Here is a 24,268-nt window from a genome sequence, read left to right as displayed (position 1 = left end):
TCGGACGGTGTCTTCCAGGGGTACATCGCTTCGATCGCTAGACTCCTGCCGGTCCCGAACAGTTGCATGTCCGGTGCCTCCTCCGCTTGGCGATCGCACCCTCCGGACGCCGTGAGTCCCGATCCGATGTCGGCATCGCTCGCAGCGCATGCTCGGAACTTCGAGCCTTCGGACTCCCTCCCTCCGGGGGAACCGTCGCCGGCACGACGAGCGGCGACAGACCGCTGTGAGGGTCAGGAGACCGTCCTCGCCGTCGAGATCGACCGTGCGGGCTTCGGGTGGGCGCTGCGTCATGCCTGTCTGTCGCATCACGTGCCCGTCGGCAGTGGGACCCGGAGCGCGATCTGCACCTCAACGCGCTGCCGTATCGCTCCCTCCAGCTGGGCCTCGCCGGTGCACGCTCTGGTGAGGGCGGGTGAACTCGGCCGGGCGACCGCGTTGTTGCCGGTGGAGCGGCCCTGTCCGTTGGGCGACGACGCGGTCGGACACCTGCGGGCCTGAGCCCCGAACCGTTCCGGACGGGGCGGGTCCCGCGGTCGTAGAGTGAGTCGATCTTCGTGTCCGTCCGCCGCACCAGGAGGTCTCCATGAAACGTCTCGTCACGGTCGTCACCGGCGGCAGCCGGGGGATCGGCGCCGCGACCTGCCTGCGGCTCGCGGCCGACGGGCACGACGTGGTGGTCGGGTACGTCCGTGACGGCGAGGCCGCCGAGACGGTGGCCGAGGGCGTGCGCGCGGCGGGGGCGCGTGCCGTGACCGTGCGGGTGGACACCGCCGTCGAAGCCGATGTGGAACGGCTCTTCGCCTCCGCGGAGGAGCAGCTGGGGCCGGTCACCGGTCTGGTGAACAACGCGGCGGTGACGGGACCGCTGGGACGGCTGGCGGACACCGACCCCGCCGTCCTGCGCCGGGTCCTCGACGTCAACCTGCTGGGCACACTGCTGTGTTCGCGCCTGGCCGCCCGGCTCATGAGTGCGCGGGGGAGCGGCGCGATCGTGAACGTCACCTCGGCGGCCGCGACCCTCGGCAGCCCCGGCGAGTACGTCCACTACGCGGCCACCAAGGCGGCCGTGGACGCCCTGACCCTGGGCCTGGCCAAGGAACTCGGCCCCGACGGCGTCCGCGTCAACGCGGTCGCCCCCGGCGTGATCGACACCGAGATGCACGCGGCGATGGGCGACCCCGACCGCGCGCACCGCATGTCCGAGACGGTCCCGCTGCGCCGCCCCGGCCGGGCGGAGGAGATCGCCGCGGCGATCTCCTGGCTGCTGTCGCCGGACGCCTCCTACACGACGGGCGCGGTACCGCCGCGCCGGACGGTTCAGCCGATGCCGAACGCCCCGTCGGGCGGCACGGGCGACGGCACGGCGTCCTCGTCGCGCACCGGCCGGGCGCCGCCGATGAACTCCCTGAGCGCGGTGCCGTGTTCGACGCGGGCCGGGAACGCGTCGGAGGCGGCGCGCCGGGACAGGGCCGCCGTGTCGACGGGGTGGTGCGAGGCGACGAGGACCGCGTTGCCGAACCGGCGGCCGCGCAGCACGCCCGGCTCGGCGATCAGCGCCAGTTCCTCGAACACGGCCCCGAAGGTCGCCAGTTGGGAGCGGAGGAAGGCGAAGGGCGCCGCGTCGGCGAGATTGGCCAGATAGACACCGTCGGCCCGCAGGACGCGCTCGGCCTCACGGGCGTACGCGAGCGAGGTGAGGTGCGCGGGGACCCGGGAGCCGCCGAAGACATCGGCGACCAGTACGTCGGCCGAGTCGTCCGGCGCGGCCTCGATCCAGGCGCGGGCGTCCGCGTGGTGCAGCGCGATGCCGGCGCCCCGCGGCAGCGGCAGGTGCTCGGCGACCAGCTCCAGCAGTTTTCCGTCGGCCTCGACGACGTCCTGCCGGGAGCCGGGGCGGGTCGCCGCGAGATAGCGGGGCAGCGTGAGCGCGCCGCCGCCGAGGTGCACCAGCTCCAGCGGCCGCCCCGGCTCGCCGACCGTGTCCAGCACGTACCCGAGCCGGCGCGTGTACTCGAATTCCAGATGCGTCGGCTCGTCCAGGTCGACGTAAGACTGCGGCGCCCCGTCGACCGTGAGCAGCCAGGCCCGCTCACGGTCGACGTCGGGCATGAGTTTGGCGGTGCCGTGGTCGGTGGTGCGCAGTACGGGTATCGGGTCGCTCACGTCCCCATTGTGCCGGTGACCGGTGACATCGCGTGCGGGGGAGCCGCGTGACCGGCCGCGCGGCTCCCCCTGGTGCGACGGTCAGCCCACGGACGTGACCGTCCCCGCACCGACCGTCCGCCCGCCCTCACGGATGGCGAACCCGAGCCCCGGCTCCAACGGCACGTCCCGCCCCAGCTCCACGGTCATGCTCACCGTGTCCCCGGGCCGCGCGACGGCCACCTCACCGAGGTCGACGTCCCCGACCACGTCCGCGGTACGGATGTAGAACTGCGGCCGGTAACCGCTCGACACCGGTGTCGTACGGCCGCCCTCGCGCCCCGACAGCACGTACACCCGCGCCGTGAAGTGCCGGCGGGGCTCCACGCTCCCCGGCGCGGCCACCACGTGGCCGCGGCGCACCGTGTCCCGCGCGACGCCCCGCAGCAGCAGCGCCACGTTGTCCCCGGCCTGCGCCTCCTCCATCGGCTTGCCGAAGGTCTCGATGCCGGTGACGACGCTCTCCAGGCCGGCGCCGAGCACGTCGACCCGGTCCCCGAGCCGGAGGGTCCCGCGCTCGACCGCGCCGGTGACGACCGTGCCCCGCCCAGTGATGGTGAGCACGTTCTCGACGGGCAGCAGGAACGGCGCGTCCAGATACCGCTCCGGCATGGGCACATAGGTGTCCACGGCGTCGAGCAGCGCCTCGATCGACGCCGTCCAACGCGGGTCGCCCTCCAGGGCCTTGAGCCCGGAGACCCGTACGACGGGCACGGAGTCGCCCCCGTAGCCGTGCGAGGTGAGCAGCTCCCGTACCTCCAGCTCCACCAGGTCGGTCAGCTCCTCGTCGCCCGCGTCGGCCTTGTTGAGCGCCACCACGATGTGGTCGACGCCCACCTGCCGGGCGAGCAGCACGTGTTCGGCGGTCTGCGGCATGATCCCGTCGAGCGCGGAGACGACGAGGATCGCCCCGTCGAGCTGCGCGGCGCCGGTGACCATGTTCTTGACGTAGTCGGCGTGGCCCGGCATGTCCACGTGCGCGTAGTGCCGGGTGTCGGTCTCGTACTCGACGTGCGCGATGTTGATCGTGATGCCGCGGGCGGCCTCCTCCGGGGCGCGGTCGATGCGGTCGAACGGCACGAACGTGCCGGTGCCGCGCTCGGCGAGGACCTTGGTGATGGCGGCGGTCAGGGTGGTCTTGCCGTGGTCGACGTGACCCATCGTGCCGATGTTCAGGTGCGGCTTGGTGCGGACGTATGCCGTCTTGGGCATGGCTCTACCTCGAAGCCTCGTAAGTGGTGACGGGGACCCCAAGGACTCGCCGACCCTCCCCCTGCGGGGTCCGCCGGACGTTCCGGAGAGGGTCAGCTTCGGGCGCCGTCGACGGCGGCCAGGAAGATCGGCACGGCAGCCTTCGGAGCATCCGCGACCGCGGATGCTGCGAGGACGAAGGCGTACCGGAACATGACGCCGATCATCGCCGACGCCCGGCCCCCCGTCGAATGGTTTTTCGCAGCTCCGCGCAGCCCGGCGGCGCGCCCTCGCCCCGGATGGCCGCCGCGATGCGCGGGGTCAGACCCCGATGTTCTTCAGGGCCTCGCGGACCGTGAGCGGCGCGAACCGGCCCCGCTCGCGCGCCAGGAAGTCCCGGACGGCCTCCGGGTCGGTCTTGGCGTACTCGCGCAGGCACCAGCCGATGGCCTTGCGGATGAAGAAGTCGGGGTGGCCGGACTGGAGCAGGCAGTAGGCGAAGAGCCGGTCGGCGTCGGTCCGCTCCTTGTGACGCAGCTGGTGGAGCAGGGCGGTGCGGGCGACCCACAGGTCGTCGTCCGCGATCCACCGGTCCATGTCGGCGACCAGCTCGGGGTCGGCGGCGACGAGGGCGCCGACGAGGTGCGCGGCGAGCAGGTCGACCGTGTCCCACCAGGGGACGGTGGTGACGAGGTGGCGGGCCACGGGCAGGAAGCCGGACGAGCAGCGGGCCGCGTGCCGGCGCAGGTAGTCGACGGCGAAGTAGTGGTACTCGCGCTCGGGCAGCTCCCAGCAGCGCAGCGCGAGCGCGGTGCAGTCGCTCTCGTCGGGGCGCGGGGTGCCCGCCAGCACCGCGCGGGACAGCGCACGGCGGTCCGGGGTGGGGATCCCGAGGAAGGGGGCCACGTCCTTCATGTACGCCCGCATGGCCGCGGCGCGTTCCGGGTCGGCGGCCGCGGAGTACGCGCCGGTGAGCCGCTCCAGCAGCGTGTCGGCGAGGGCGCTGTGGGGCACGTCCACCGGGCCCGCACCTGTGACGGTCATGAGACGAACCATACGGCGATCAGACATCTTCGTCGGTTAGTGTCACCGGATGCTCGATGCCACCAACCGCTCTGGGGGCACCGCGACGGCCTGTCCCCGGGCCGCCGTCACGGAGCTCACCGCCGCCGTCGCCACGGCGGCGCCCGTGCCGCGCGCGACTCTCGCGGCGCGCTGCACGCGCGTGCTGCTGTCGCCCTGGTCGCGGCTGTCCCTGCTCGTCGTGCTGCTCGCGGCCGCCGCCTCCTCGGTGCTGCTGTTCGAGCCGCAGAAGCTGATCACCCACGGGTGGCCGCCCCAGTTCGGCGGGAGCGCGGCGGTGGCCGCGTTCGTGATGCTGTACGGGGTGTGCACGGTGGCGTTCGTGCCGCGGCCCCTGCTGAACCTGGCGGCGGGCGCGCTGTTCGGCTCCCAGCTGGGACTGGGCGCCTCGCTCGCGGGCACCGTGCTGGGCGGCGCGGCCGCCTTCGGGCTCGGCCGGATGCTCGGCCAGGAGGCGCTGCGACCGCTGCTGCGCGGCCGCTGGCTGAAGGCGGCCGACGGCCAGCTCAGCCGGCACGGCTTCCGCTCGATGATGGCGGCGCGGCTGTTCCCGGGCGTGCCGTTCTGGGCCGCGAACTACTGCGCCGCCGTGTCCCGCATGGGCTGGTCGCCGTTCCTGCTGGCGACGGCGCTCGGCTCGGTACCGAACACCGCCGCCTACGCGGTCGCGGGCGCCCGCGCCTCGTCGCCGACCTCGCCGGCCTTCCTGATCGCGATGGCGTGCATCGCCCTACCGACCGTGGTGGGCGCGGTGGTGGCCTGGCGCAAGCGCCACCACCTGCGCGCGAGCTGACGTTCCGTCACACGTTTTCGAGGATCATGGCGTTGGCGAGTCCGCCCGCCTCGCACATCGTCTGCAGGGCGTAGCGGGCGCCGCGCTCGCGCAGGGCGTGCACCAGGGTGGTGGTCAGCCGGGTGCCGCTCGCGCCGAGCGGGTGACCGAGGGCGATCGCGCCCCCGTGCACGTTGACCTTGGCGAGGTCGGCGCCGGTCTCCTGCTGCCAGGCCAGGACCACGCTGGAGAACGCCTCGTTGACCTCGAACAGGTCGATGTCGCCGATGTTCAGGCCGGCCCGGCGCAGCACCTTCTCGGTCGCCGGGATCACGCCGGTGAGCATGAGCAGCGGGTCCGAGCCGGTGACGGCGAAGCTGTGCAGCCGGGCCAGCGGGCGCAGGCCGAGGCGGGCCGCGGTCTCGCTGGAGGTGATCAGCACGGCGGAGGCGCCGTCGTTGATCGGGCTGGCGTTGCCCGCGGTGACGTTCCACTCGATCTGCGGGAAGCGCTCGGCGAAGCCGGGGTCGTAGTAGGCCGGCTTGAGGCCGCCGAGGATCTCGGGGGTGCTGCCGGGCCGTACGCACTCGTCGCGCGCCACGCCGTCCAGGGGCGCCACCTCGGCGTCGAACAGCCCCGCGTCCCAGGCGGCGGCAGCCCTGTGGTGCGAGGAGACGGCGAAGGCGTCCATCTGCTCGCGCGTGATGGACCACTTCGCGGCGATCAGTTCGGCGCTGATGCCCTGCGGGACGAGGCCCTCGGGGTAGCGCTCGGCCACTCCGGGGCCGAAGGGGTCCTTGCCGGGCGGCACGTTCGACCACATCGGCACCCGGCTCATCGACTCCACACCGCAGGCGACGACCAGGTCGTACGCCCCCGAGATGACGCCCTGGGCGGCGAAGTGCACGGCCTGCTGGGAGGAGCCGCACTGGCGGTCCACCGTGGTCGCCGGGACGGTCTCGGGGAAGCCCGCCGACAGGACGGCGTAGCGGGTGGTGTTCATGGCCTGCTCGCCGACCTGGTCGACGGTGCCGCCGATGACGTCGTCGATCAGCGCCGGGTCGACGCCGGAGCGCTCGACGAGGGTGCGCAGGGTGTGGGCGAGGAGCTCCACGGGGTGGACGTGTGCGAGGGAGCCGTTCGGCTTGCCCTTGCCTATGGGGGTGCGTACGGCTTCGACGATGACTGCGTCACGCATGGTGCGGGCCTCCTTGGCCGCCGGGCGGTGACCGGCGCGATTACCGGTGAGTAGGAAATTCAAACTCACCATAACTCGATGAGTTGGAAAATCAAACCCTCCCCTAGACTGGGCGCCATGGCCGCCACGAAGGATCCGCGCCCCTGCTCCATCGCCGACGCCCTCGCCCTCGTCGGCGAGAAGTACTCCCTCCTCGTGCTGCGGGAGGTGTGCCTGGGCAACGGCCGCTTCGACCAGCTGGTCCGCAACATCGGCGCGCCGCGCGACATCCTGGCCACCCGGCTGCGCCGGCTCGTGGACGCCGGGATCCTGACCAGGTGCGCCTACAGCGAGCGGCCGCAGCGCTTCGAGTACCGGCCCACGCGCGCGGGGCTCGAACTGGAGCCGGTCCTGATGACCCTCATGGCGTGGGGCGACCGCCATCTGCGCAAGGACGACGACCGCCCCATGGTGATCGAGCACATCTGCGGCAACGAACTGCTCCCCGTCGTCACCTGCTCGGTCTGCGGCGACGAGGTGCGCCACGAGGACGTCTCGGCCCACCCGCAGGCGCCGGGCTGGACGGTGGCGGGGCCGACGGCGGCCTGACGGTGAACGCGACGGGGTGAGCGCTCCCGTCAACTCCGCGGCCGTGGGCGACCGGTGAACCCCTGTGTCCGGCCCGTCACAGCGGGGCGCTACGCTGCCCGGGGACACGAATGATCACCATATTCATGATCATCGCACGTCCGTTCGTCGTTCGACCCGCCCCTTCCCCGATCAGCAACTGGACGCCGTACCTCCATGTCTTGGTTTGAATCCCTCGTCCTCGGACTCGTCCAGGGGCTGACCGAGTTCCTCCCGGTCTCCTCCAGCGCGCATCTGCGGCTGACCGCGGCCTTCTCGGGCTGGGAGGACCCCGGCGCGGCCTTCACGGCGATCACGCAGATCGGAACCGAGGCCGCGGTGCTGATCTACTTCCGCAAGGACATCGGCCGGATCATCGCGGCCTGGACGCGGTCCCTGGTCGACAAGTCGATGCGCGGCGACCACGACGCCCAGATGGGCTGGCTGGTGATCGTCGGCTCCATCCCGATCGGTGTGCTGGGCGTGACGCTCAAGGACCAGATCGAGGGGCCGTTCCGGGATCTCAGGGTCACCGCGACGATGCTGATCGTCGTCGGCATCGTCATCGGCATCGCCGACCGGCTGGCGGCGCGCGACGAGACGGGCGGCCGGCACCGGGCGCCCAAGCAGCGCAAGACCCTGGAGAACCTGCGCGTCAAGGACGGCCTGATCTACGGCCTCTGCCAGGCCTGCGCCCTCATCCCGGGCGTCTCCCGCTCCGGCGCCACGATCAGCGGCGGCCTGTTCATGGGCTACCGGCGCGAGGCGGCCGCCCGGTACTCCTTCCTGCTCGCCATTCCGGCCGTACTCGCCTCCGGGCTCTTCGAGTTGAAGGACGCGATGGAGAGCGACGACGTGTCGTGGGGCCCGACGCTCTTCGCCACGGTGATCGCCTTCGTGTCCGGGTACGCGGTCATCGCCTGGTTCATGAAGTGGATCTCCAACAAGAGCTTCATGCCGTTCGTCTGGTACCGCGTCGCGCTCGGCGTCGTCATCATCGGACTGGTGACGGCGGGCGTGCTGAGCCCGCACGCGGCCGAGGTGGCGGAGTAGCGGCGCCGGGAGCCGTGACCAACCCCATACGGTCTGCGTAGCGGTCCGGTAGCGCAGTGTCAGCCCCTGCGCCTACCCTTGTCCGCATGTCCCCCGAATCCGCGACCCCTGGTTCCGTGCGGTCTGCTGCCCAGGTGAACGAGCAGATCCGGGCCCTGTGGCTGCGTGCGGGCGGATACCTCTCGGCCCAGGACCGCGCGGAGTACGAGCTGCTGGTGGTCGAGTGGGCCGAGGCGGTACGGGACGAGATCATCGAGGCGGCCTGACCCCGCCGACGGACCCCGACGCGCGGCCGACGCCCGCTGCTCGACCCCCCGCCTCTCGACCGTCCGCTACTCGACCCGGGCGTCGGCGCGGGCGGCCCCGCGGCTGTCCGTGGCGTGCTTGGTGCGCAGGGTCAGATTCCGTACGTCCGGCACGGTCAGCACCGACGCCGTGACCAGTACGACCAGCCCCGAGCAGCCCCACAGCGAGGCCGTGCGGCCGAACGCCTGCTCGGCGGGGCCCGCCAGCGCCATCGCGAGGGGCAGCAGGGCGACGGAGCCGAACCAGTCGTAGGCCGAGACGCGGGAGAGTTTGTCCTCGGGTATCTCCTGGTGCAGCGCACAGCACCCCTGCGAACGTAACCTCTTTGTATGTCTGACGACTTGGTACAGCGAGCGCACTGGGGAAACCTCGAAGGCCAGAACTGGGCAGGGCTGGCCCGTCTGTCGACCGAGGAAGCTGAGGGCGAACTTGCTTCTGACGACAGCTTAGAAGGGCGTTCCGGCCCCAGGTTCATGACCGGCAGGGACATCAAGAGCACCGAGGAGCAGGAGAGGGACGGCCGTCAGTTCGTCGAGAGCCGAGGCGGACGGTACGTGTACACGTACATGGAGCCGGACACCTCGGCATGGAAGCGCCGGCGCGTGCGCCTGCCGGACGGCAGCATCGGGTATCGCGTCGTACGGCCCGTGTACGAGGGCGCGTTGGAGGACCTGAAGCAGGCGAAGGCCCCAAATGGCGAGCGCATCGACGGCCTGATCGTTTACGACATCGACCGTCTGACCCGCGACCCCCGGCACCTCGAAGACGCGATCGAGACCGTGGAGCACTACCACCGGCCGATCATCGACATCACAGGCACCTTGGACCTGCTGACCGACAACGGGCGAGCCATGGCCCGCGTAGTGGTCGCCATGGCCAACAAGCAGTCCGCCGACACGGCCCGCCGAGTGCGCCGCAACCACAAGGCGAGGCGGGACCGGGGCATACCAGTAGGCGGCACTCGCCCGTTCGGGTGGGATGAGGACAAGCGCACCCTGAACCCGCGCGAGGCTCAGCACATCCGGGAAGCGGTGAAGCGCATCATCCTGGGCGTTGAGTGGCACGCGATCGTAGCCGACTGGAACCGCCAGGGGATCACCACGTCCAAGGGCAACCCGTGGACGTGGATCGGTCTCAGGGACATGATGCGGAATCCGCGGCTGTGCGGCTATCGATCTCACGTCGTGATCGAGTTCGATCCGGAGTCAGGCCGAGAAATCAGGCATCTGACGACCGCGCACGATGACCAGGGCGAGCCGGTCAAGGGCCAGTGGACGCCGATCTTGGAGGTGGCCGAGTGGGAGGCTATCCAAGAGATCATCGGCGACGGTCCGATGCGTGGGGGCAGCCACAACACACGCGTCTACCTTGCCAGCGGCACCCTTCGCTGCGGCAAGGAGGGCTGCGGCTCGTTGCTGCGCGCGATGAAGGCTGCGCCGAGCCGGGGCAAGCCGGAAGGCTACTTCTATTACGTCTGCCCGGCGAAGACCACGGGCAGGGGATGCGGCGGGGTCAAGCTCCCCGGGCCAGAGACAGACGAACTAATCCGCAAACTGGTGATCGCGAGGTACGAGGAAGAAGCCAGCCAGCGGCAAGCCGTCAAGGCGCCGGAGGTGTGGCCGAAGGAGGCCGAACTGGCGTTGGTCCGTGAGGACCTCTCCGACCTCAAGAAGGCCCGCCGTGATCGGAAGATCAGCGCCGAACGGTACTACTCCGATCTCGCCGAGTACGAGGCCGAGGAGCAGCGGCTAAAGAGGGAGCGCAACGCGTGGCAGCGCAAGATGCTCGTGGACCAGGGCGAGCCCGTGGATATGGCCGAGGAGTGGGACAGGGACGGAATCACACTGGCTGAGCGTCGGTCATACGTCGCGAGGACGCTGACGGCCCTGGTTGCGCTGCCTGTCGGGAGTGGACGGCGAGTGCCCCTGCGTGACCGGTTGGTTCCGGTCTGGGCCGAGGAGTAGGAGTCAGGAGCAACAGGTGCCCGTCATCGCGAAGGTCGGCGGTGACGGGCTCCGTCGCGTGTGGAGACCTCCAGGCCGAGGGCAGCATTCATGCGACGCCACTGCGCATCTGACCAACGGGGAGCCCTACGCGCGTGTGCCCGAGCCCAGACCATGTCCTGATCTTCGTGGTCGTCATGCGGACGCGGCACCCAGCCACCCCCACTCAGCCGCCAGGGACTTGGTGATCTCTCGATTCGTGGCGATGTCTTCGGCGACACCGGCAGCAATGAGGGCTGCGCCGGGGGTGTGGCCAGAGCCCGCGTAGCGCCATTGCCGTTCGGTGACCGCGCCGGGGACGTGGTCGTGGCCCATGTGGTGCGCTCGTTCGGCGCGGAGTGCCGCGTAGGTGGTGGAGTAGGCGCGGGATTTGGTGAGGATGTGGCCGCGGTAGCCCAGAGTGTGAGTCCAGGCCCGGAGGCGGAGGGGTTCGTACTCGGGTAGGCCGCCGAGGCGCCAGCAGGCGCGCATGAGGGTGCGCACGTGTGTACTGACCGATGCGGTGGTGATGTCGGTCCAGGTGGTGAGCGGGTGGTCGAGGCCGGCGCCTGTCTCACTCGCTCCCTTGGTGACGTATTTGGCCACGTACGCGGCCACGGCGTCGTCATCGGGGCCATTGCTCTTGGCGCGAAGTGGCCGGACGTCGAGCTGGGCGCCCCAGCGGAGTTCCAGTTCCCCCACGGCGGGGTTGTAGGGCGTGCGGACCAGGACGCGCCGGGCGGAGGCGCGTACGGCGTCGATGAGCAGTTCCGGGGTGCCCCAGACCGGGGGTTCGTCGTCGGGCCCAGACGGGCCGTCGAGGCGAACCACGGCGTGCACGTGGACGGCCGCCCGCTTCTGGTATTCGGCGACGCGGGCGAAGGACAGCCGGGCGTGTCGGGCGAAGTGGGACTGTACGAGGCCGACGGATGAGGCGAGGCGCCGCCGGACGTCGATGACGAATCGGTCCCACAGTTTGGAGGCGTGCGCGTGCCACAGCACATGGGCGGAGTAGTCATAGCAGTCGGGGCAGAGCGGTTGGCCGACGAGCAGGGCATCCGGGGCGTGGACGACGCCGCAGCCGAGGGGCCAGCCGTGCTCGCAGACGCCGCCATTCCTGCGGGGATGGCACGGCTCTCCCGCGCGGTGGACCGGGCCGAAGGAGGGGGCGGTCAGAGTGACGAAGAGCCGGGGACGGTGGCGGACTGCGGCGGGGATGTTCTTGCCGCCGAGGAGGCCGGCGCGGACCAGCTGGAAGGTGTCTCCGGCGTGGAGGCGGGAGCAGGCTGGGCAGACGGTTGCTCGTCGGTTGCGGCAGCGGACGAGGAGGCGTTCCCCGGGTTCGTCACTGGTGTCGTAGTGATGAAGGAGCTCGCCGGTCGTGCCGTCCAGGGTGGTGGTGGAGCCGGATAGGTGGACGGGGTGGGAGCAGCCGCCGGTTGCGGTGATCTGCTCCAGTAGTCGGGGAAAGTTCGGGCCTTGGGCGAGGTGGATGGCGTCGCGGTCTGTTTCCGGGAGCTGACGCAGGCGCGCCGCGCGATCGAGGGCGGCGCGCCTGTCAGCCGGGGTGAAGTCCGGGGTGATGGTGGTGACCTTCCGGGGTGGGCCGCCGAAGCGGCATGGTCGGTGGTGGGTGGTGGTGCGCCGGTGTCCATGGGGATCACCTCCGGTGGGTGGTCGGGTGGTGCTGGTTCAGCGGATGGTGCCGGTGCCCCGGCAGACACGGCAGCGCCTAACGCGGCCGGTCCAGGTCTTGCGGGCTCCGTCGCCCTTGCAGTGCGGGCACCTCACGCGAGGCATAGGCATAGCCGTGCGTCCTTCCGGATCAGAAGTGGGCGAAGCCGCTGAGGACCCAGGTCATGAAGCCGTTGATCGTGAGGCTGACCGGGGTCTGGCCGAGGTACATGCCGAAGAGGGCGATGCAGGCCGCTTCCCAGGTGCGTACGTCGCGGGAGCGGACGAGGAGGAAGGTGATGATCCCGAAGACCACCACGAGGGACACGGCCGTACCGGTGCTGATCACTTGCCGTCTCCTTCCAGGGCCGCGAGGGCGGCGCCGACTGCGGGCAGGTTCGGGGTCATCCCCGCGTACTTCCTCGTGATCGCCACGGCCTCATCCGTGGAGGTGAGGTGGGAGCGAGCGCGGCTCCAACCGCCGTCCGGCCCGGTGCACACGGCCACGCCGCGTTCCTGCGCCGTGATCGACTGGGCGACAGCCACGGCGTCCTTGTTCAGATCACCCAAGGCCATTTCGGCGGTGCCGGGGTCGTTGACGCGGTGGCAGATGCGGCCGCCGAGTTGGGCCCGCAGGGCGGTGACGCCGGCGCCGAGGTCGGAGCCGACTCGCTGGCCGGCGACGACCAGGTGGATGCCGAGCGCGGCACCGAGCTGCGCCAGGCGGAGCAGGAGCGTCGAGCACTGCTCCGCCTCTGCCTTGCCTTCGCGGGTGCCGTCGGCGAGGTACAGTTCCGCGATCTCGTCGACGATCACGACGACCGGTACCGGCCGCAGCTTGTCCGGGAGCTCCCAGATCGAGCGGACTCCGGCCGACCGGCACGCGCTCATCCGGTCCTGCATGTCGACGACCAGGGCCGAGAGCACGGCGACCGCTTCCCTGCGGCAGGTGGCCAGCGCGCTCAACCTCCCCGCGAACAGGCCGAGTTCCATGCCGCCCTTGCAGTCGATGCCGACCAGAGCGACCCGCTGCGTCGCGAGTTGGGTGATCAGCCGGGCCAGCAGGGTGGACTTACCCGAGCGGGTGGCCCCGGCGATGAGCCAGTGCGGCACGAGCCGCAGGTTCATCACCCAGGCCCCGCCGCTCTCCAGAACACCGATGAGCGCCGAGAGAAGTTCGGCAGGAGCCGTGGCTAAGCCCGGCCGCTGAAGCGGATCCGTCGCCGTGGCAGTCAGCAACACGAACCCACGTTCCGGTGAGGTGACCCGGACCGCGTGGACCTTCCACGCGTGCACCAGCGCGTCCGCCGCCTTCATGTACGTCGCCGGAGTCTGACCCGCGTGCAGGCGCACAGCCACGGTCAGGCCAAGGCGGTTCGCCCTGGGGAAGGACAGCCGCGGAGTCACCGGCCGCAGCGGATCGCCCTTGACGACCAGGTCCCCGAGCAGCCCACGCGACGGGCGGTGGGAGACGGTGAGGTCGTTGAGCAGCGCGACCTTTCGCCAGGTCACCAGCACCCGGAACGTGGTGGCCGGGTAGCCGATCAGGTACCAGTGCCAGGCCGGACGGTGCCGGCGCACCAGGTCACCGAGGACGAGCAGCCAGGCCAGTACGGCGAGCGCGAAGGCGAGCAGGATCGGCCCCATCACGCGTCACCGCCCTTCGCGTGCGCCGCCGGGCCGCCGTGTACGGGTGTGATCGCGTCGGCGCGGAAGCTGACGCCGTGCCGGTCGCCCATCGACCACATGAACGCCGTCAGGCCGGTGACCTTGACGATCTGCCCCTCTTCGATGCCCTTGGGCTGGCCGCTGACGGCGATCTCGATGACAGAGATGCGCCGGCCGTCCTGGCGGACGGTGACGGCGACGGTCCAGACCGGGTTGCCGTCCCGGTCCCTCTTCACCTCCTGTGTCTCGGAGTTGGTGATCTTCGCTTCGGGCGCGATGGCGCACCGCAGTACGCCCAGGCGCGCCGTGTCCACGGGAATGGACTGCATGTTCTTTGGCCTCCTTGGCCACTCACGACGTCAGACTCGACCTGACGTCACTTGTCCTAACGAGTTATGACTATGAAGTCCTGTACGACGGGGATGCAACTACTTATGCTGACGAGTGATGTCGCGCGTGCGACGTGCCTACGACCTCACCCGGAGATGCCGAGATGTCAGAGATCCAGCGCCCCGGAGCCCTCTACCAGCAGGTGGCCGCCGCGATCCGCGAAGCGATCCTGTCCGGCGAGTTCGCGCCCGACTCCCTGCTTCCGTCCGAGGCCCAGCTCATGACGCGTTACGGGGTATCGCGCCCCACCGTCCGCAACGCCATCGCGGCCCTGCGCGCGGAAGGGCTCATCGACGTCCGCCACGGCAAAGGCAGCTTCGTACGCTCCGACGGACAGCCCGCCCTCACCATCGAGCGCCGCATCAGCCGCACCACCGACGGCCGCTTCGTCATGCCCAACGGCGACATCTGGCAAGAGGCCGAGGAGCCCAGCACCTACCGCACCCGCACCACCAAGGCCACCGGCCGACTCCTCCAACTCGCCGAGGAGGAGGCACTGTTCGGGTGCGACCGACTGCTCGTCGACCCGACCACCGGGACGCGGGCCATGCACCGCACCCTGATCCCCTTCGAGGTCGCCGAAACCGTCCCCCTGCTCGCCGAGGAGCCCTGCAAGCGCCCAGCCGCGATCTACCGGCTGCTCACCCAGGACGGACAGAAACTGTCCTGGACCGAGACGGTACGAGCCCGCATGCCTCTGCCCGACGAACGAACCACGCTCCAGCTCCCGGACGCGACCCCGGTCCTGCATGTCTTCCGCGTCGCGCACGGCAGCGACGACCGCCCCCTGATCCTCGAAGAGCTCCGCTTCGGCGCGGACCGTGCCGAACTCGCCTACCGGATCACCGCCGACAAAGAGCCCACGCGACGCACCCGCGCCTGAGCAGCAACGGGCATCGGTCGAAACCGCCTTCACTTCCTCAAGGGCGCGCCTGCGGCGCGCCGGGACGCCCGGCCGCCCCGGCCGGGCGTGCGGCGTGACCGCCGGTCCCGTCCGGACGGCCAGCGCCCCCGACCGCAGCACGCCCAACGAGTCAAGGCACTGACCAACCATCGGTGCCGAGACTCGGGCGGTACCGGCCCCGACGATCCAGAACGGCGAAGCGTGGTTGCCGCCGGTGGGTGCCTGAGCGAGACATACGCGCGCCAGCCCGTTCGTCACATGGCATCGTCGTGGCTGACTGTCTATGGCTGAGGCATCGGGCACGGCAGGAGTTGAGCCAGGCAGCCGAATACCAGCAAGAAGACCCCTCACGCTGCACCACCGTGACCACGGCTGCCCTCCAGGAGCCGGGTGAGCCGCTCGACCGCACCGGTCCGGCCCGCCAGTCGCACGACCCCACGCCCGCCTTCGTCCGCGGAGGCAACGGCCCGCACGGCGGACAGCTCGAAGCCCACGGCCAGGAGGGCCCGGTTCAGCCGATCAGCAGCCTCATGTGCCTCGCGCCACCCCGCGATGTAGTCAACGCCGGACACCCAGAGACCGGAGTCCGAGCCCGCCATGTCGAGACCGTCGTTCAGCCAGTCCTCACCGGAGCCAGTCACCTTGTCCACCTCTGCCCTGATCTAAGTAACGGGTCATCAACTTCCTTGGACCAGGGCCAGAACGCAGCACGACGGCCCCGGTACCATCAGGCACCGGGAACCGCCGTGTTCCCAGCCGGGCCACCCTTCGCTTTCCAGGGCAGATGGGGTGGCCCGGTCTCGGTATGGGGTTGTGAAGCGCGGCCCCTCACCAAGGAGGAGTGCGAGGCTCCAGGGAAGGGGCCGCGCCCTATCGGCCGGAGTGGTCAAGCTCCGACCAGTGGCCGGGGAGCCGCCGCTCCCGATCGCGAGGGAGCTCAGCAGGGCGACGCCCCGGCGTCCGTCAGGCCGAGTAGTCGGCTCTCAGCTGGTCGAGATCGAAACGGGACCACACGGTCTTGCCGCCCCTCACTCCGGAGGACCACCACACCGACTCGGCCAGACGCTGAGCGATGAGCAGCCCGCGGCCCCGATCCGGCACCAGCGCTTCGACAAAGTCGCCCGTCAGCTCAGGTGAAACGAAGTCACCCGGCGGAAGATCGGGAGGCGTGGAGTCCTCATCCGAAACGCCGAGGACCAGCACCTCCGGCCACGTCATCAGGCAGACATCGATGCGACGTCCGGCGCCGGGCTGCGCCAGGTGGTTGTCCGGAACCGCGTGATGCACGACGTTGCCAACCAGCTCCGACACGACGAGCTGCACGGCATCGACTGCGTGTGCCAGACCCCAGGTTTGCAGATAGCAACCGACCATGTCCCGAGCGGCTTTGGCGCAGTCTGGCGACTCGGCGTAGACAGTCAGCGAGCGGAAGTGTCCGTTCGCCGGGTCGTGGATCGAGCGATGATGAGCACCCACCGTCGAGGCGTTCGCTGCGTGTTTGCTCTGCTGCGCTTCCACCGCGTTCCCTCCTGGCCGCTGACGGGCTCTAACGCCCGTTGATCTGTGCAGACCAGTGAACGACGCGGGAGGCTAGGCCGGGAGCGTTCACCCAGGGGTTCAGATGAACACGGGCAAAGGCAAAGGGGGTTCAGCAATGAACCCCCCAGAGCGATACTGCTGTGACAAGATGAACACTCGCCGTCATTCTCGGGTTGGCAGGGGAGCATGAGCCGAGAGCCGAACGCGCAGTTGATCGCTGTCATGGACGAAGCGCAGGTCTCCAACAAGGGGCTGGCCAAGCGCATGACGGACGAGGCCGCCGAGCGCGGCATCGACCTCGGGACCACGCACATTGCCGTAAAGCGATGGCGCGACGGAGCCGGCATCAAGCCTCAGACATCGGCGATCATGGCTGCCGTCCTCTCGGTCAAACTCGGACGCCGCATCACGCCGGGCGATCTCGGGTTCTTCGATCACACCAACTCGACTGCACCCGAGCCGGTCGGATACCCGCGTATGGTTCCCGATGTCCTGTCCATGCTTGACGGACTCGCCCAGGAACGTGCCGACGTCCCCGCACCGGACCAACTGACCATCGCCGACGCCGATCTGAGTTCCGCCGTCCTGTCATGGATGATCTCCCGACCTGACGGCATCCAACAGGACAGGCCCGCTCACCAACGCGTCGGCATCCGTGACGTCCGCGCGATCAGAGATGCCGCCGGAACGTTCATGGCACTCGACTTCAAGTACGGCGGAGGCCACGGCCACAAGGCCCTACGCCACTACTTCCGCCACGAAGTACTGCCCCTCCTGGGCGCGAGCTACAGCGAAAAGGTCGGCACCGCGTTATACGGCGCCGCCGCCGAAGTCTCCCAGCTGCTCGCGTGGACGGCCTACGACGCCGGAAACCACAGGCTCGCCCATCGCTACCTCATGTCCACACTGCGCCTGTCCCAGGTCATCGACGACCGTATGTTCGGCGCGCGCATCCTCGGCAACCTCAGCCACCAGGCCAACTACCTCGGCAACCACGCCCAGGCCATCCAACTGTCCCGCGCCGCAGTCGAGGGAGCCAAAGGCCGAGCCACCCCACGCGCCATGGCGAACTACTCGGCCATGGAAGCCCGCGCTCTGTCCAACGCAGGCGACCCAATCGGAGCAGGCCGCGTCATGAACGAGGCGGAACGCCACTTCGAACGCGCCGACACCGCCGAAGACCCGGCATGGCTCAGCTACTTCGATGAAGCCGAACTCATGGGCGAACTCTGCCATTGTTTCCGCGACTTAAAGATGCGCCGAGAGGCGGTTGAGCAAGCCCAGCGAGCCGTCGACAGTACAGACCCAAAGTACGCCCGAACACTCGGGTTCTGCCGAATGGTGCTCGCCCAAAGCCAGCTACTGAACGGTGAGTTGGAAGCTGCCGTCACCACCGCGAGCCTCGCAGTCGACGGCGGAGACTCCCTCCAGTCCACCCGCTTTCAGCGCTACGTGACCGACTTCCAGAACGAGGTGAGCGTCCATACGACGGACCCCGCCGTGGCCGCCTTCCAGGAGAAGGTGCACGACGCGCTCGCCCGCCTGGACGAAGACGACGACTAGTAGCTACCAGGGCCGCCAGTCTCGAGGCGCGTCATCGTTGCGCAACCCAGCGATGCGCCGGCGGTACTCGGCTTCTGTTTCCTGGTCTTCCTGCACGTTCTGCATGAGCCAGGTCGTCATGCCGAACTCTTGCAGCCTGCGAAGCGTGTCGTATCCGTACCAGTCGTACAGGTCCCGGCCGTACGCACGCACGAAGTCTCTGTACTGCGCTTCCGTCTGCCACCCAAGGCTGTGATGCTCTGTGGCCGTGACCATCAAGTCCCATTCGGGGTGATCGAAGCAGAATGCCTCGAAGTCGATCAGGATCACTTCATCCTGGTCGTTCACCATGAGGTTCTGCACATGAGCATCACCGTGCACTGGCCCCTTGTGCGTCACGAACTCCAACGCCTCGTACTGATCGCGCAGTTCCTGCCACCGCTTACGGAGGAAGAGCTTGTCGTCTTCCGGGATCACGGCGCGGCTGACCCGCAGTTCTTGCTTGTCGAAGGGATTGAACGAAGGCAACTCAAGTCCATCCGGTAACGCCATGGAGTGCAGGTCACGCAGGACGCCGCCCAGTTCCCCGTAGGTCGCCTTGCGGCCGCCCTCGACGATGAGACGCCAAAACGTAACCGGATGACCCTCGACCAAGAACGGCTGCTCCAAGCCATCGACCAGGCGAGCGGCAGGAAAGTCCTCGCTGGCCAGCCACCGCGACACGCCCACCTCAACCCGAGCCTTGGGTAGCCACTCCTCCCCGCGGGCCACACGCACGATCACCGGTGCTGATGCCAGACGAAACAGAGCGTTCTCCCCTAGGCGGATCAGCTCCGCCCCTCCGTCATCCAGACCGGCCAACCGACACGCGGCACTCATCACCCGCGCAGCCCTCGCCGACGTGAACCCCTCTTCCGACCGAGCAGCGTCAACCGCCATGCCCGTACCAGCTCCCCTAGTCGCGCGCGATCAACCAGCGCACGCCTACGGGTGACCAACCCACGTGCGCCAGACACTCCACTGACCGTACAGAGGTCTGGCGGCACGGTGCGAGAGCGGATCAACTCGACCGCTGCGACGCCTGCCCCAGCCCCGAAAGCCTCGGAGAGATCTGCGGCCTTCGACCGCCCAACTGCATAGCGATGCGAGCCATCAGCTTGGGAAGCTAAGGGCATCTAGGGCTGGCTCCGATCCTGAACTGCGGCGGAGAGATGTAGACGCTTGGTGGACGGTGGACGGGTTGCCCGCTGTTCCCCGTGGCTCCCCGCACGATCTGGCACGAGTCATTCGTCGTCGCACCTTTCCAAGACCAGGCTTGCGGAGCCCCCTTCGAGTCCGTCGTGCTCCTCCAGGTGGAGGTGAGCGCCATCCGGTGTGCCGTCCTGGGCGAGTGTGAGGAGATGGCCGGCCAGGGTCTTCAGCCCGGCGGCGTTGGCTTCGATGGCGATCTCTCGGCCGAGGTCGCGGACCTCGATGCGTGCGTCTTCCTCCCAGGTGAAGACTCTGGTGGTTCCGTCGGTCACCGCACTCAGCTGAGTGGTCATCGACGGTGCGGCGCTAGGTTCTGGGGCCATACCTAAGCATCGCGTACTCAGGGACCGTCAGGCACCGAGGGCGCACGCTTTCCAAGTTTGTTGGCGGGGAGGCAGGGTGCGGCCGTGGCCGTTCACCTGCGTTCATGGGCGGATGAGTGCCGGTGCGGTCGCTGCCGATGGACCCGTCTGTACGGCGGTGAACGTGGCTGAATGAGACGGAAACTGAGACGGCCTGGCACGAGGCCCGAACTGTCTCTACCGGGTGCAACCTTTTGATCCGTAGCTCTACAGAGATCGGTCAGTGGAGGTCATACAGGTTGCCCGGAGGCCCATGACGGCCAGTGCGGGGTGCTGCCAGTTGCTGGGGTTGCTGTACTTCGTTGCTGTACCGCAACTCCCTGCCGCCGTCCCGTTGTCAGTCCCCCTTGCTAGCTTGCCTGGCGGACGACGTACTCAGGGCTGCACAGCCGCTCGATGCGCGCCCCCCACGCTCTGCGCAGGGGAAGCTTGGGTGTCTTAAGACGCATCGGTGGCCAGACGGCCGCGTGCATGACGAGATCAGTGATTGACCCATCACTGAGCGGCGTCTGACGCTACGATCAGCGCAAGTCGACCCGTCAGAGGAAGCGCGCTCGTGGACTACAACTACGAAACTCTTTTGGACCAGCGATTTCAGATGCTGTGCCAGTCCCTTCTTCTGACTGAGTACGAAAACGTTCAGTGTTTCCCCGTAGGTAAGGCTGATGGCGGCCGTGATGCTACCTCTCGGGCAGAGGGACGCCTTGAAACCGTATTTCAAGTGAAGTATTCGCACAATCCGAGCGCCATCAAGAAACCGGCAAAATGGATTATTGACTCGCTAGAAGGAGAAAAAGAAAAGATCAAGCGACTCAAAGATCGCGGAGCCTCACGTTACGTACTTATCACCAACGCATTTCCCACCTCAAACCTTGATTCGGGCGCCATCGATCAGGTCAATGAGTACTTGGATAAAAATATCCCTATCGAGGCATATTGTTGGTGGCGAGATGATCTCGACCGTCGCCTGGATAGCAACTTTGACCTCAAGCTGAAGTATCCCACATTGCTATCCGGAGCCGACATGTTGCGGCTCCTGTGGGAAAATCTTGGCAATAAAGAAGAAACGGCGCGTCGGAAGATGGCCTTGAGTGCTTACTTCGCGCATCAAGCGGAGCAAGATTCAACCATCCGATTCAAGCAGGCGGAGCTGCTCCCTAGCTCGCTCTTGGATCTTTTTATCGATGTTCCTGCACTTCCCCGAGGGGCAGGGGAAGGACAACTTTCCGGCGTCTTCAAGGGTTACGTAGACCATGTGATGCGGAAAAGCCAAAAGGGCATCGGCAGTCTTGAGGAACGGGAAAACCTCCTAGAATTGCAGCGCCTTGTCGAGTTTGGATACTTCGAGCCTGGCAGAAAGGTGGCGAGCGGCTTTTCTCTCAATTACCTTAACCGTCCTGGAGTGTCAATCGGTGCAGCGGAACTTCTCCTAGATTCCCGCTTCAATGATAACTACCCATTCATTGTACTTGAGGGGGCACCGGGACAGGGAAAAACGACGCTTTCGCAGTATCTAGCCCAACTGCAAAGGCTTCGTATCCTTGATCGTAAAGAAGACCTGAAGCGGGTCCCTGCTGAACATGAGGGGACTGCGGTCATGCTTCCACTGAAGATTGAACTACGAGATCTAGCCTCCTGGATTAAAGGAGTAGATCCTTGGGCCGGTGCCCCTAACACCACCCATGCGAAGCCGAGTACCCTCGAAGGCGCCGTAGCAGGACACGTAGAAAAGTACTCCGGTGGATTCTCTTTCAACGTTGCCGATTTGGCCTTTGTGATCCAAGCGCGTCCAGTCCTGTTGATTCTTGATGCACTCGATGAAGTTGCGGACATGGACGATAGACGGGCTGTCGTCGAAGAAGTGGTGGCAGGGGTAGCTCGTCTCCGCCAGGGCGCTGAAAATCTGAAGGTTTTGGTTACAAGTAGACCTACTGCGGTCGCCGGGGCTCCGTCTTTTCCGCACAATCTATTTGAGTACCTTTCACTTGCTCCGATCCCGACAGGGCTCGCCTCGACGTACGCACAAAAATGGGGAAAAGCCAGAAAGCTACGAAAGGCCGATATCGAAGATATCGGGAACACTCTTGATCAAAAGCTGTCGGCTCCACATATGGCTGAGTTGGCAAAGAACACCATGCAACTATCCATTTTGCTGAGTCTCATTTACCATCGGGGATCAAGTCTTCCTGACAAGCGTACAGAGCTCTATGACGCCTATATCGATAGTTTCTTTAATCGAGAAGTTGAGAAGAGCGCTGTGGTGCGGGAGCATCGGGTTCTGCTCGTCAACCTCCACCAGCATCTTGCGTATTACATGCACTCACAGGCTGAGAGTAGCCGCACCACAGGGCGGATCACGCAAGAAGAACTGACACGAGTCGTAAAAGAGTACCTAGTCCGGCATAAAGAGGCCGAGGGGGCACTAGACTCACTTCTTACCGGAGTAGTTGAAAGGGTTGTGGCTCTCGTATCGCGTGTTGAGGGCACGTACGAATTCGAAGTTCAGCCACTTCGTGAATATTTTGCCGCGAGATACCTCTACGATACGGCTCCCTACGTGCCGGCCACCAGTGTTGGCCACGGTACGAAGCCTGACCGATTTGATGGCATCGCCCGTAATCCTTATTGGATGAACGTAACTCGATTTTTTGCTGGTTGCTTTACGCAGGGCGAACTTCTTGATCTAGCTGAACGTGTTTGCTCTCTCTGTGATGCACCGGAAATGCAAGGAAACTACTACCCTCGTGCGCTAGCGCTGGCGCTCTTGCAGGACTGGGTATTTTCTCAGTCGAACCTAGCAACGGAAAAGGTCATCGATAAGGTATTCGATGATTATGGCATCCGCTCTAGCTACCTGGCGGATGTGCAACTTGGTAGGTCGCCGTGGCAAGCTATTTCATTCGATTTGGCTCTGTCGAAAAAAATCGGCAGTAAGTACTTGGTGGAGACGAAGGTTAGTCGACTTTTTTCAGCTGCTCAGGTAGAAGATGTAAGGGCGCTGGCACACGTTCTAGGCAAGCAAGTAGACATGCGGGATTCCTTGCGAGATCGGTGGCAAGAGGAGTATCGATCAGCCAGAATCAGTGAGAGGATGAAGCTCCTCGACATCGCTAGATGGATGCGACTACAGAAAGCTGATATTGCTCCAAGTACCTTCTCTTCTGATGAGGATTCCGAGCTGCTCGCTGCTTCACTGAATTCCCCCTGGGCGGGCCCCACGGTACCTGACGCGCGAGAGCGAGAAGTGGTACTAGCTGTACTCAACAGCCCGAACCAGTACTCCACCAGCTCTGATGATTCACCACTCTCTCGAGTTCTCGGTATTACTTCTACAGCTCTGTGGTCGTATGCGCTGCAAAGCATGTCCCCTGGGGTTTTCGTGCAGCTACCCCGCCGTGAACAGATCCAGGACCAGTCCTGCACTGCTTCTCTGTTTGAGATTGCCGAATTCGTGGTTAGTAGAAACCCTGATTCACTTCAAGAGAACCTAGACGCGTGGCGCTTCTACGTCGAGCACATGGAGCGGGAATTCGGCCCGACGTGGAACACCTGGCTGATTTCATTGATGTCAGGTCACGTAAAGGCGAATGATGAACGTGTAGTTGGGGTTGACGGGTTGTTCTCCCAAGAGCATTCTTCGTGTGACTGCATTCGATATGCAAAACGGAAATCGAAGCAGGCTGATTGGTGGCTAGGTCAGCTTGAGCTGGCAAGTACTGCTGAAACGCGTGAGCGATGGCTGTCTGCTGCCTATTGCTGGGCTAGTGCTACCACTCTCAGCGAAATCTGGGTGCAGTTCGAAGCCTGCTTGAATGCGGTCTCGCAGGCATCATTCAACCGCTTGTTCCGGCTAGCGGAGAAAAGTCGTTTCGTAATGCGAGACCGCCTGCGAGAGGAAGTGCGTTGTCCGGCCTCATGGTTTCGGTCAGTCAATCTTTCCTCGCGCATGCTGTCTATTTTCTTCCAGAGATTCCCGGCTGGGGCTGCTAAGGACCGAGTGTTGAGTAAACGCGCCACTCAAGACATGGCTCCGGAACTGGCAGGTCGGCTGATCTCGTACGCCTGGCAAAGACTGGCAGCAAGTCATATTAGCGAGGACGAGTTCTTCCGGGCTGTGAAGAAGTTTTATTTGCCCGAGGTTTTGACTCAAGGTGACTTGCCCTCTCCCTCATCGGCGGCCGACAAGAGAATGCTTCGACCCGTATGTATGCAGCTCGTTCAGCCGGGGCAGTTGACAGCGGATATCGTTATGCGTTCGGCCGAGACAATCTTGCGCTCCACTGCTAAGAAGAGTAGGCCTGTTCTTCGTACAGCGAACCGAGAGAAATGGTTCGCTCAGTGAGGGGAACCCTCATGATACGTCAGTGGAGTCTCAATGAGTGCGGCAAGCGCCGGCCATTGTAGGCAGCAGGACAGCCCTTGCCCTCTCGCCCGAAGACGTGAGGGTGCGACGCTGGTGCATGGCAGGCCCAGATGCTGCATAGCAACAACTGATCTACGCGGCCGGACCTGAGGTCGCTTTATCGATCATGCTGCCTGCTG

At 66.6% G+C, this 24,268-nt stretch carries 20 protein-coding genes and 3 pseudogenes; 10 read left to right on the top strand and 13 right to left on the bottom strand.

What is annotated here, in order from left to right; translation table 11 throughout:
* Positions 1 to 228 precede the first annotated feature (228 nt).
* Both IPZ69_RS07720 and IPZ69_RS07715 read left to right on the top strand, forming a co-directional pair.
* Positions 229 to 501 (top strand): annotated as a pseudogene (locus IPZ69_RS07720) (DUF4291 family protein); the annotation flags it as partial.
* An 85-nt stretch (positions 502 to 586) separates the two neighbouring features.
* Positions 587 to 1,303 (top strand): annotated as a pseudogene (locus IPZ69_RS07715) (SDR family NAD(P)-dependent oxidoreductase); the annotation flags it as partial.
* Positions 1,304 to 1,320: 17 nt separating this feature from the next.
* Here IPZ69_RS07715 and IPZ69_RS07710 read toward each other — a convergent pair.
* From IPZ69_RS07710 to IPZ69_RS07700, 3 genes are all read right to left on the bottom strand, one after another.
* Complete coding sequence (locus IPZ69_RS07710; RefSeq protein WP_235453247.1) at positions 1,321 to 2,166, bottom strand: spermidine synthase; 846 nt, start codon at positions 2,164 to 2,166, stop codon at positions 1,321 to 1,323.
* 81 nt (positions 2,167 to 2,247) lie between these two features.
* Positions 2,248 to 3,417, bottom strand: coding sequence for an elongation factor Tu (gene tuf / locus IPZ69_RS07705; protein WP_235453246.1), 1,170 nt, complete (start codon positions 3,415 to 3,417; stop codon positions 2,248 to 2,250).
* Between the two features lie 300 nt (positions 3,418 to 3,717).
* Entirely contained in the window at positions 3,718 to 4,440 is a 723-nt protein-coding gene (locus IPZ69_RS07700; protein ID WP_235453245.1) for a DNA alkylation repair protein, read from the bottom strand.
* 49 nt (positions 4,441 to 4,489) lie between these two features.
* Between IPZ69_RS07700 and IPZ69_RS07695 the strand changes: the two genes are divergently transcribed.
* Complete coding sequence (locus IPZ69_RS07695) at positions 4,490 to 5,272, top strand: TVP38/TMEM64 family protein (protein ID WP_235453244.1); 783 nt, start codon at positions 4,490 to 4,492, stop codon at positions 5,270 to 5,272.
* Positions 5,273 to 5,279: 7 nt separating this feature from the next.
* Here the strand turns inward: IPZ69_RS07695 and IPZ69_RS07690 are convergent, their stop codons facing one another.
* Positions 5,280 to 6,449, bottom strand: coding sequence for a thiolase family protein (locus IPZ69_RS07690; protein ID WP_235453243.1), 1,170 nt, complete (start codon positions 6,447 to 6,449; stop codon positions 5,280 to 5,282).
* Positions 6,450 to 6,566: 117 nt separating this feature from the next.
* On the opposite strand from IPZ69_RS07690, the gene IPZ69_RS07685 reads away from it, so the two are divergent.
* The 3 genes from IPZ69_RS07685 (at position 6,567) to IPZ69_RS07675 (ending at position 8,374) form a co-directional block, all read left to right on the top strand.
* A complete protein-coding gene (locus tag IPZ69_RS07685) occupies positions 6,567 to 7,037 on the top strand; it encodes a winged helix-turn-helix transcriptional regulator (RefSeq protein ID WP_235453242.1) in 471 nt (156 codons plus the stop codon).
* Positions 7,038 to 7,232: 195 nt separating this feature from the next.
* Positions 7,233 to 8,108: an undecaprenyl-diphosphate phosphatase gene (locus tag IPZ69_RS07680; RefSeq protein ID WP_235453241.1), complete on the top strand. Its 876-nt coding sequence runs from the start codon at positions 7,233 to 7,235 to the stop codon at positions 8,106 to 8,108.
* 86 nt (positions 8,109 to 8,194) lie between these two features.
* Positions 8,195 to 8,374 carry a hypothetical protein gene (locus IPZ69_RS07675; protein WP_235453240.1) on the top strand — a complete coding sequence of 60 codons (180 nt, stop codon included), beginning with the start codon at positions 8,195 to 8,197 and terminating at the stop codon, positions 8,372 to 8,374.
* A gap of 66 nt (positions 8,375 to 8,440) precedes the next feature.
* On the opposite strand, the pseudogene IPZ69_RS07670 reads toward IPZ69_RS07675, so the two are convergent.
* Positions 8,441 to 8,713: pseudogene (locus IPZ69_RS07670) on the bottom strand (MFS transporter); the annotation flags it as partial.
* 30 nt (positions 8,714 to 8,743) lie between these two features.
* Between IPZ69_RS07670 and IPZ69_RS07665 the strand changes: the two are divergent.
* Positions 8,744 to 10,378, top strand: a complete 1,635-nt coding sequence (locus IPZ69_RS07665; RefSeq protein ID WP_235453239.1) for a recombinase family protein — start codon at positions 8,744 to 8,746, stop codon at positions 10,376 to 10,378.
* A 174-nt stretch (positions 10,379 to 10,552) separates the two neighbouring features.
* Here IPZ69_RS07665 and IPZ69_RS07660 read toward each other — a convergent pair whose 3' ends face one another.
* The 4 genes from IPZ69_RS07660 to IPZ69_RS07645 form a co-directional block, all read right to left on the bottom strand.
* Entirely contained in the window at positions 10,553 to 11,923 is a 1,371-nt protein-coding gene (locus tag IPZ69_RS07660) for a replication initiator (protein ID WP_235453316.1), read from the bottom strand.
* 298 nt (positions 11,924 to 12,221) lie between these two features.
* Positions 12,222 to 12,419: a hypothetical protein gene (locus IPZ69_RS07655; RefSeq protein ID WP_235453238.1), complete on the bottom strand. Its 198-nt coding sequence runs from the start codon at positions 12,417 to 12,419 to the stop codon at positions 12,222 to 12,224.
* Positions 12,416 to 13,717, bottom strand: coding sequence for an FtsK/SpoIIIE domain-containing protein (locus IPZ69_RS07650; RefSeq protein ID WP_235453237.1), 1,302 nt, complete (start codon positions 13,715 to 13,717; stop codon positions 12,416 to 12,418). Before IPZ69_RS07650 ends, IPZ69_RS07655 begins: the two co-directional genes overlap by 4 nt.
* On the bottom strand, positions 13,717 to 14,067 hold the full coding sequence (locus tag IPZ69_RS07645; protein ID WP_235453236.1) for an SCO3933 family regulatory protein: 351 nt from the start codon (positions 14,065 to 14,067) through the stop codon (positions 13,717 to 13,719). The genes IPZ69_RS07650 and IPZ69_RS07645 overlap by 1 nt, the downstream gene beginning before the upstream one ends.
* Positions 14,068 to 14,231: 164 nt before the next feature.
* Here IPZ69_RS07645 and IPZ69_RS07640 point away from each other — a divergent pair, with 164 nt between their 5' ends.
* Positions 14,232 to 15,011 (top strand): GntR family transcriptional regulator, encoded by a 780-nt coding sequence (locus tag IPZ69_RS07640; RefSeq protein ID WP_235453235.1) that lies wholly within the window; start codon positions 14,232 to 14,234, stop codon positions 15,009 to 15,011.
* A gap of 368 nt (positions 15,012 to 15,379) precedes the next feature.
* Here IPZ69_RS07640 and IPZ69_RS07635 read toward each other — a convergent pair whose 3' ends face one another.
* Positions 15,380 to 15,673 (bottom strand): hypothetical protein, encoded by a 294-nt coding sequence (locus IPZ69_RS07635; RefSeq protein ID WP_235453234.1) that lies wholly within the window; start codon positions 15,671 to 15,673, stop codon positions 15,380 to 15,382.
* A gap of 322 nt (positions 15,674 to 15,995) precedes the next feature.
* The gene (locus tag IPZ69_RS07630; RefSeq protein WP_235453233.1) at positions 15,996 to 16,550 is read right to left on the bottom strand and encodes an ATP-binding protein; all 555 of its coding nucleotides are present in this window, start codon (positions 16,548 to 16,550) and stop codon (positions 15,996 to 15,998) included.
* A gap of 207 nt (positions 16,551 to 16,757) precedes the next feature.
* On the opposite strand from IPZ69_RS07630, the gene IPZ69_RS07625 reads away from it, so the two are divergent.
* On the top strand, positions 16,758 to 18,134 hold the full coding sequence (locus IPZ69_RS07625) for a sporulation protein (RefSeq protein WP_235453232.1): 1,377 nt from the start codon (positions 16,758 to 16,760) through the stop codon (positions 18,132 to 18,134).
* Between the two features lie 3 nt (positions 18,135 to 18,137).
* On the opposite strand, the gene IPZ69_RS07620 is transcribed toward IPZ69_RS07625, so the two are convergent.
* Together IPZ69_RS07620 and IPZ69_RS07615 are read right to left on the bottom strand one after the other, a co-directional pair.
* Entirely contained in the window at positions 18,138 to 19,052 is a 915-nt protein-coding gene (locus tag IPZ69_RS07620) for an aminoglycoside phosphotransferase family protein (RefSeq protein WP_235453231.1), read from the bottom strand.
* Positions 19,053 to 19,396: 344 nt separating this feature from the next.
* Complete coding sequence (locus IPZ69_RS07615; protein ID WP_235453230.1) at positions 19,397 to 19,657, bottom strand: Imm32 family immunity protein; 261 nt, start codon at positions 19,655 to 19,657, stop codon at positions 19,397 to 19,399.
* Positions 19,658 to 20,282: 625 nt separating this feature from the next.
* On the opposite strand from IPZ69_RS07615, the gene IPZ69_RS07610 reads away from it, so the two are divergent.
* Positions 20,283 to 24,068, top strand: a complete 3,786-nt coding sequence (locus tag IPZ69_RS07610) for an NACHT domain-containing protein (protein ID WP_235453229.1) — start codon at positions 20,283 to 20,285, stop codon at positions 24,066 to 24,068.
* The last annotated feature ends 200 nt before the right edge of the window (positions 24,069 to 24,268 follow it).

This window comes from Streptomyces olivochromogenes (assembly GCF_021538895.1).
Lineage (GTDB): Bacteria > Actinomycetota > Actinomycetes > Streptomycetales > Streptomycetaceae > Streptomyces > Streptomyces olivochromogenes_A.
Note: the sequence above shows the minus strand (reverse complement) of the source record. Positions and strands in the feature narration are given on the sequence as shown.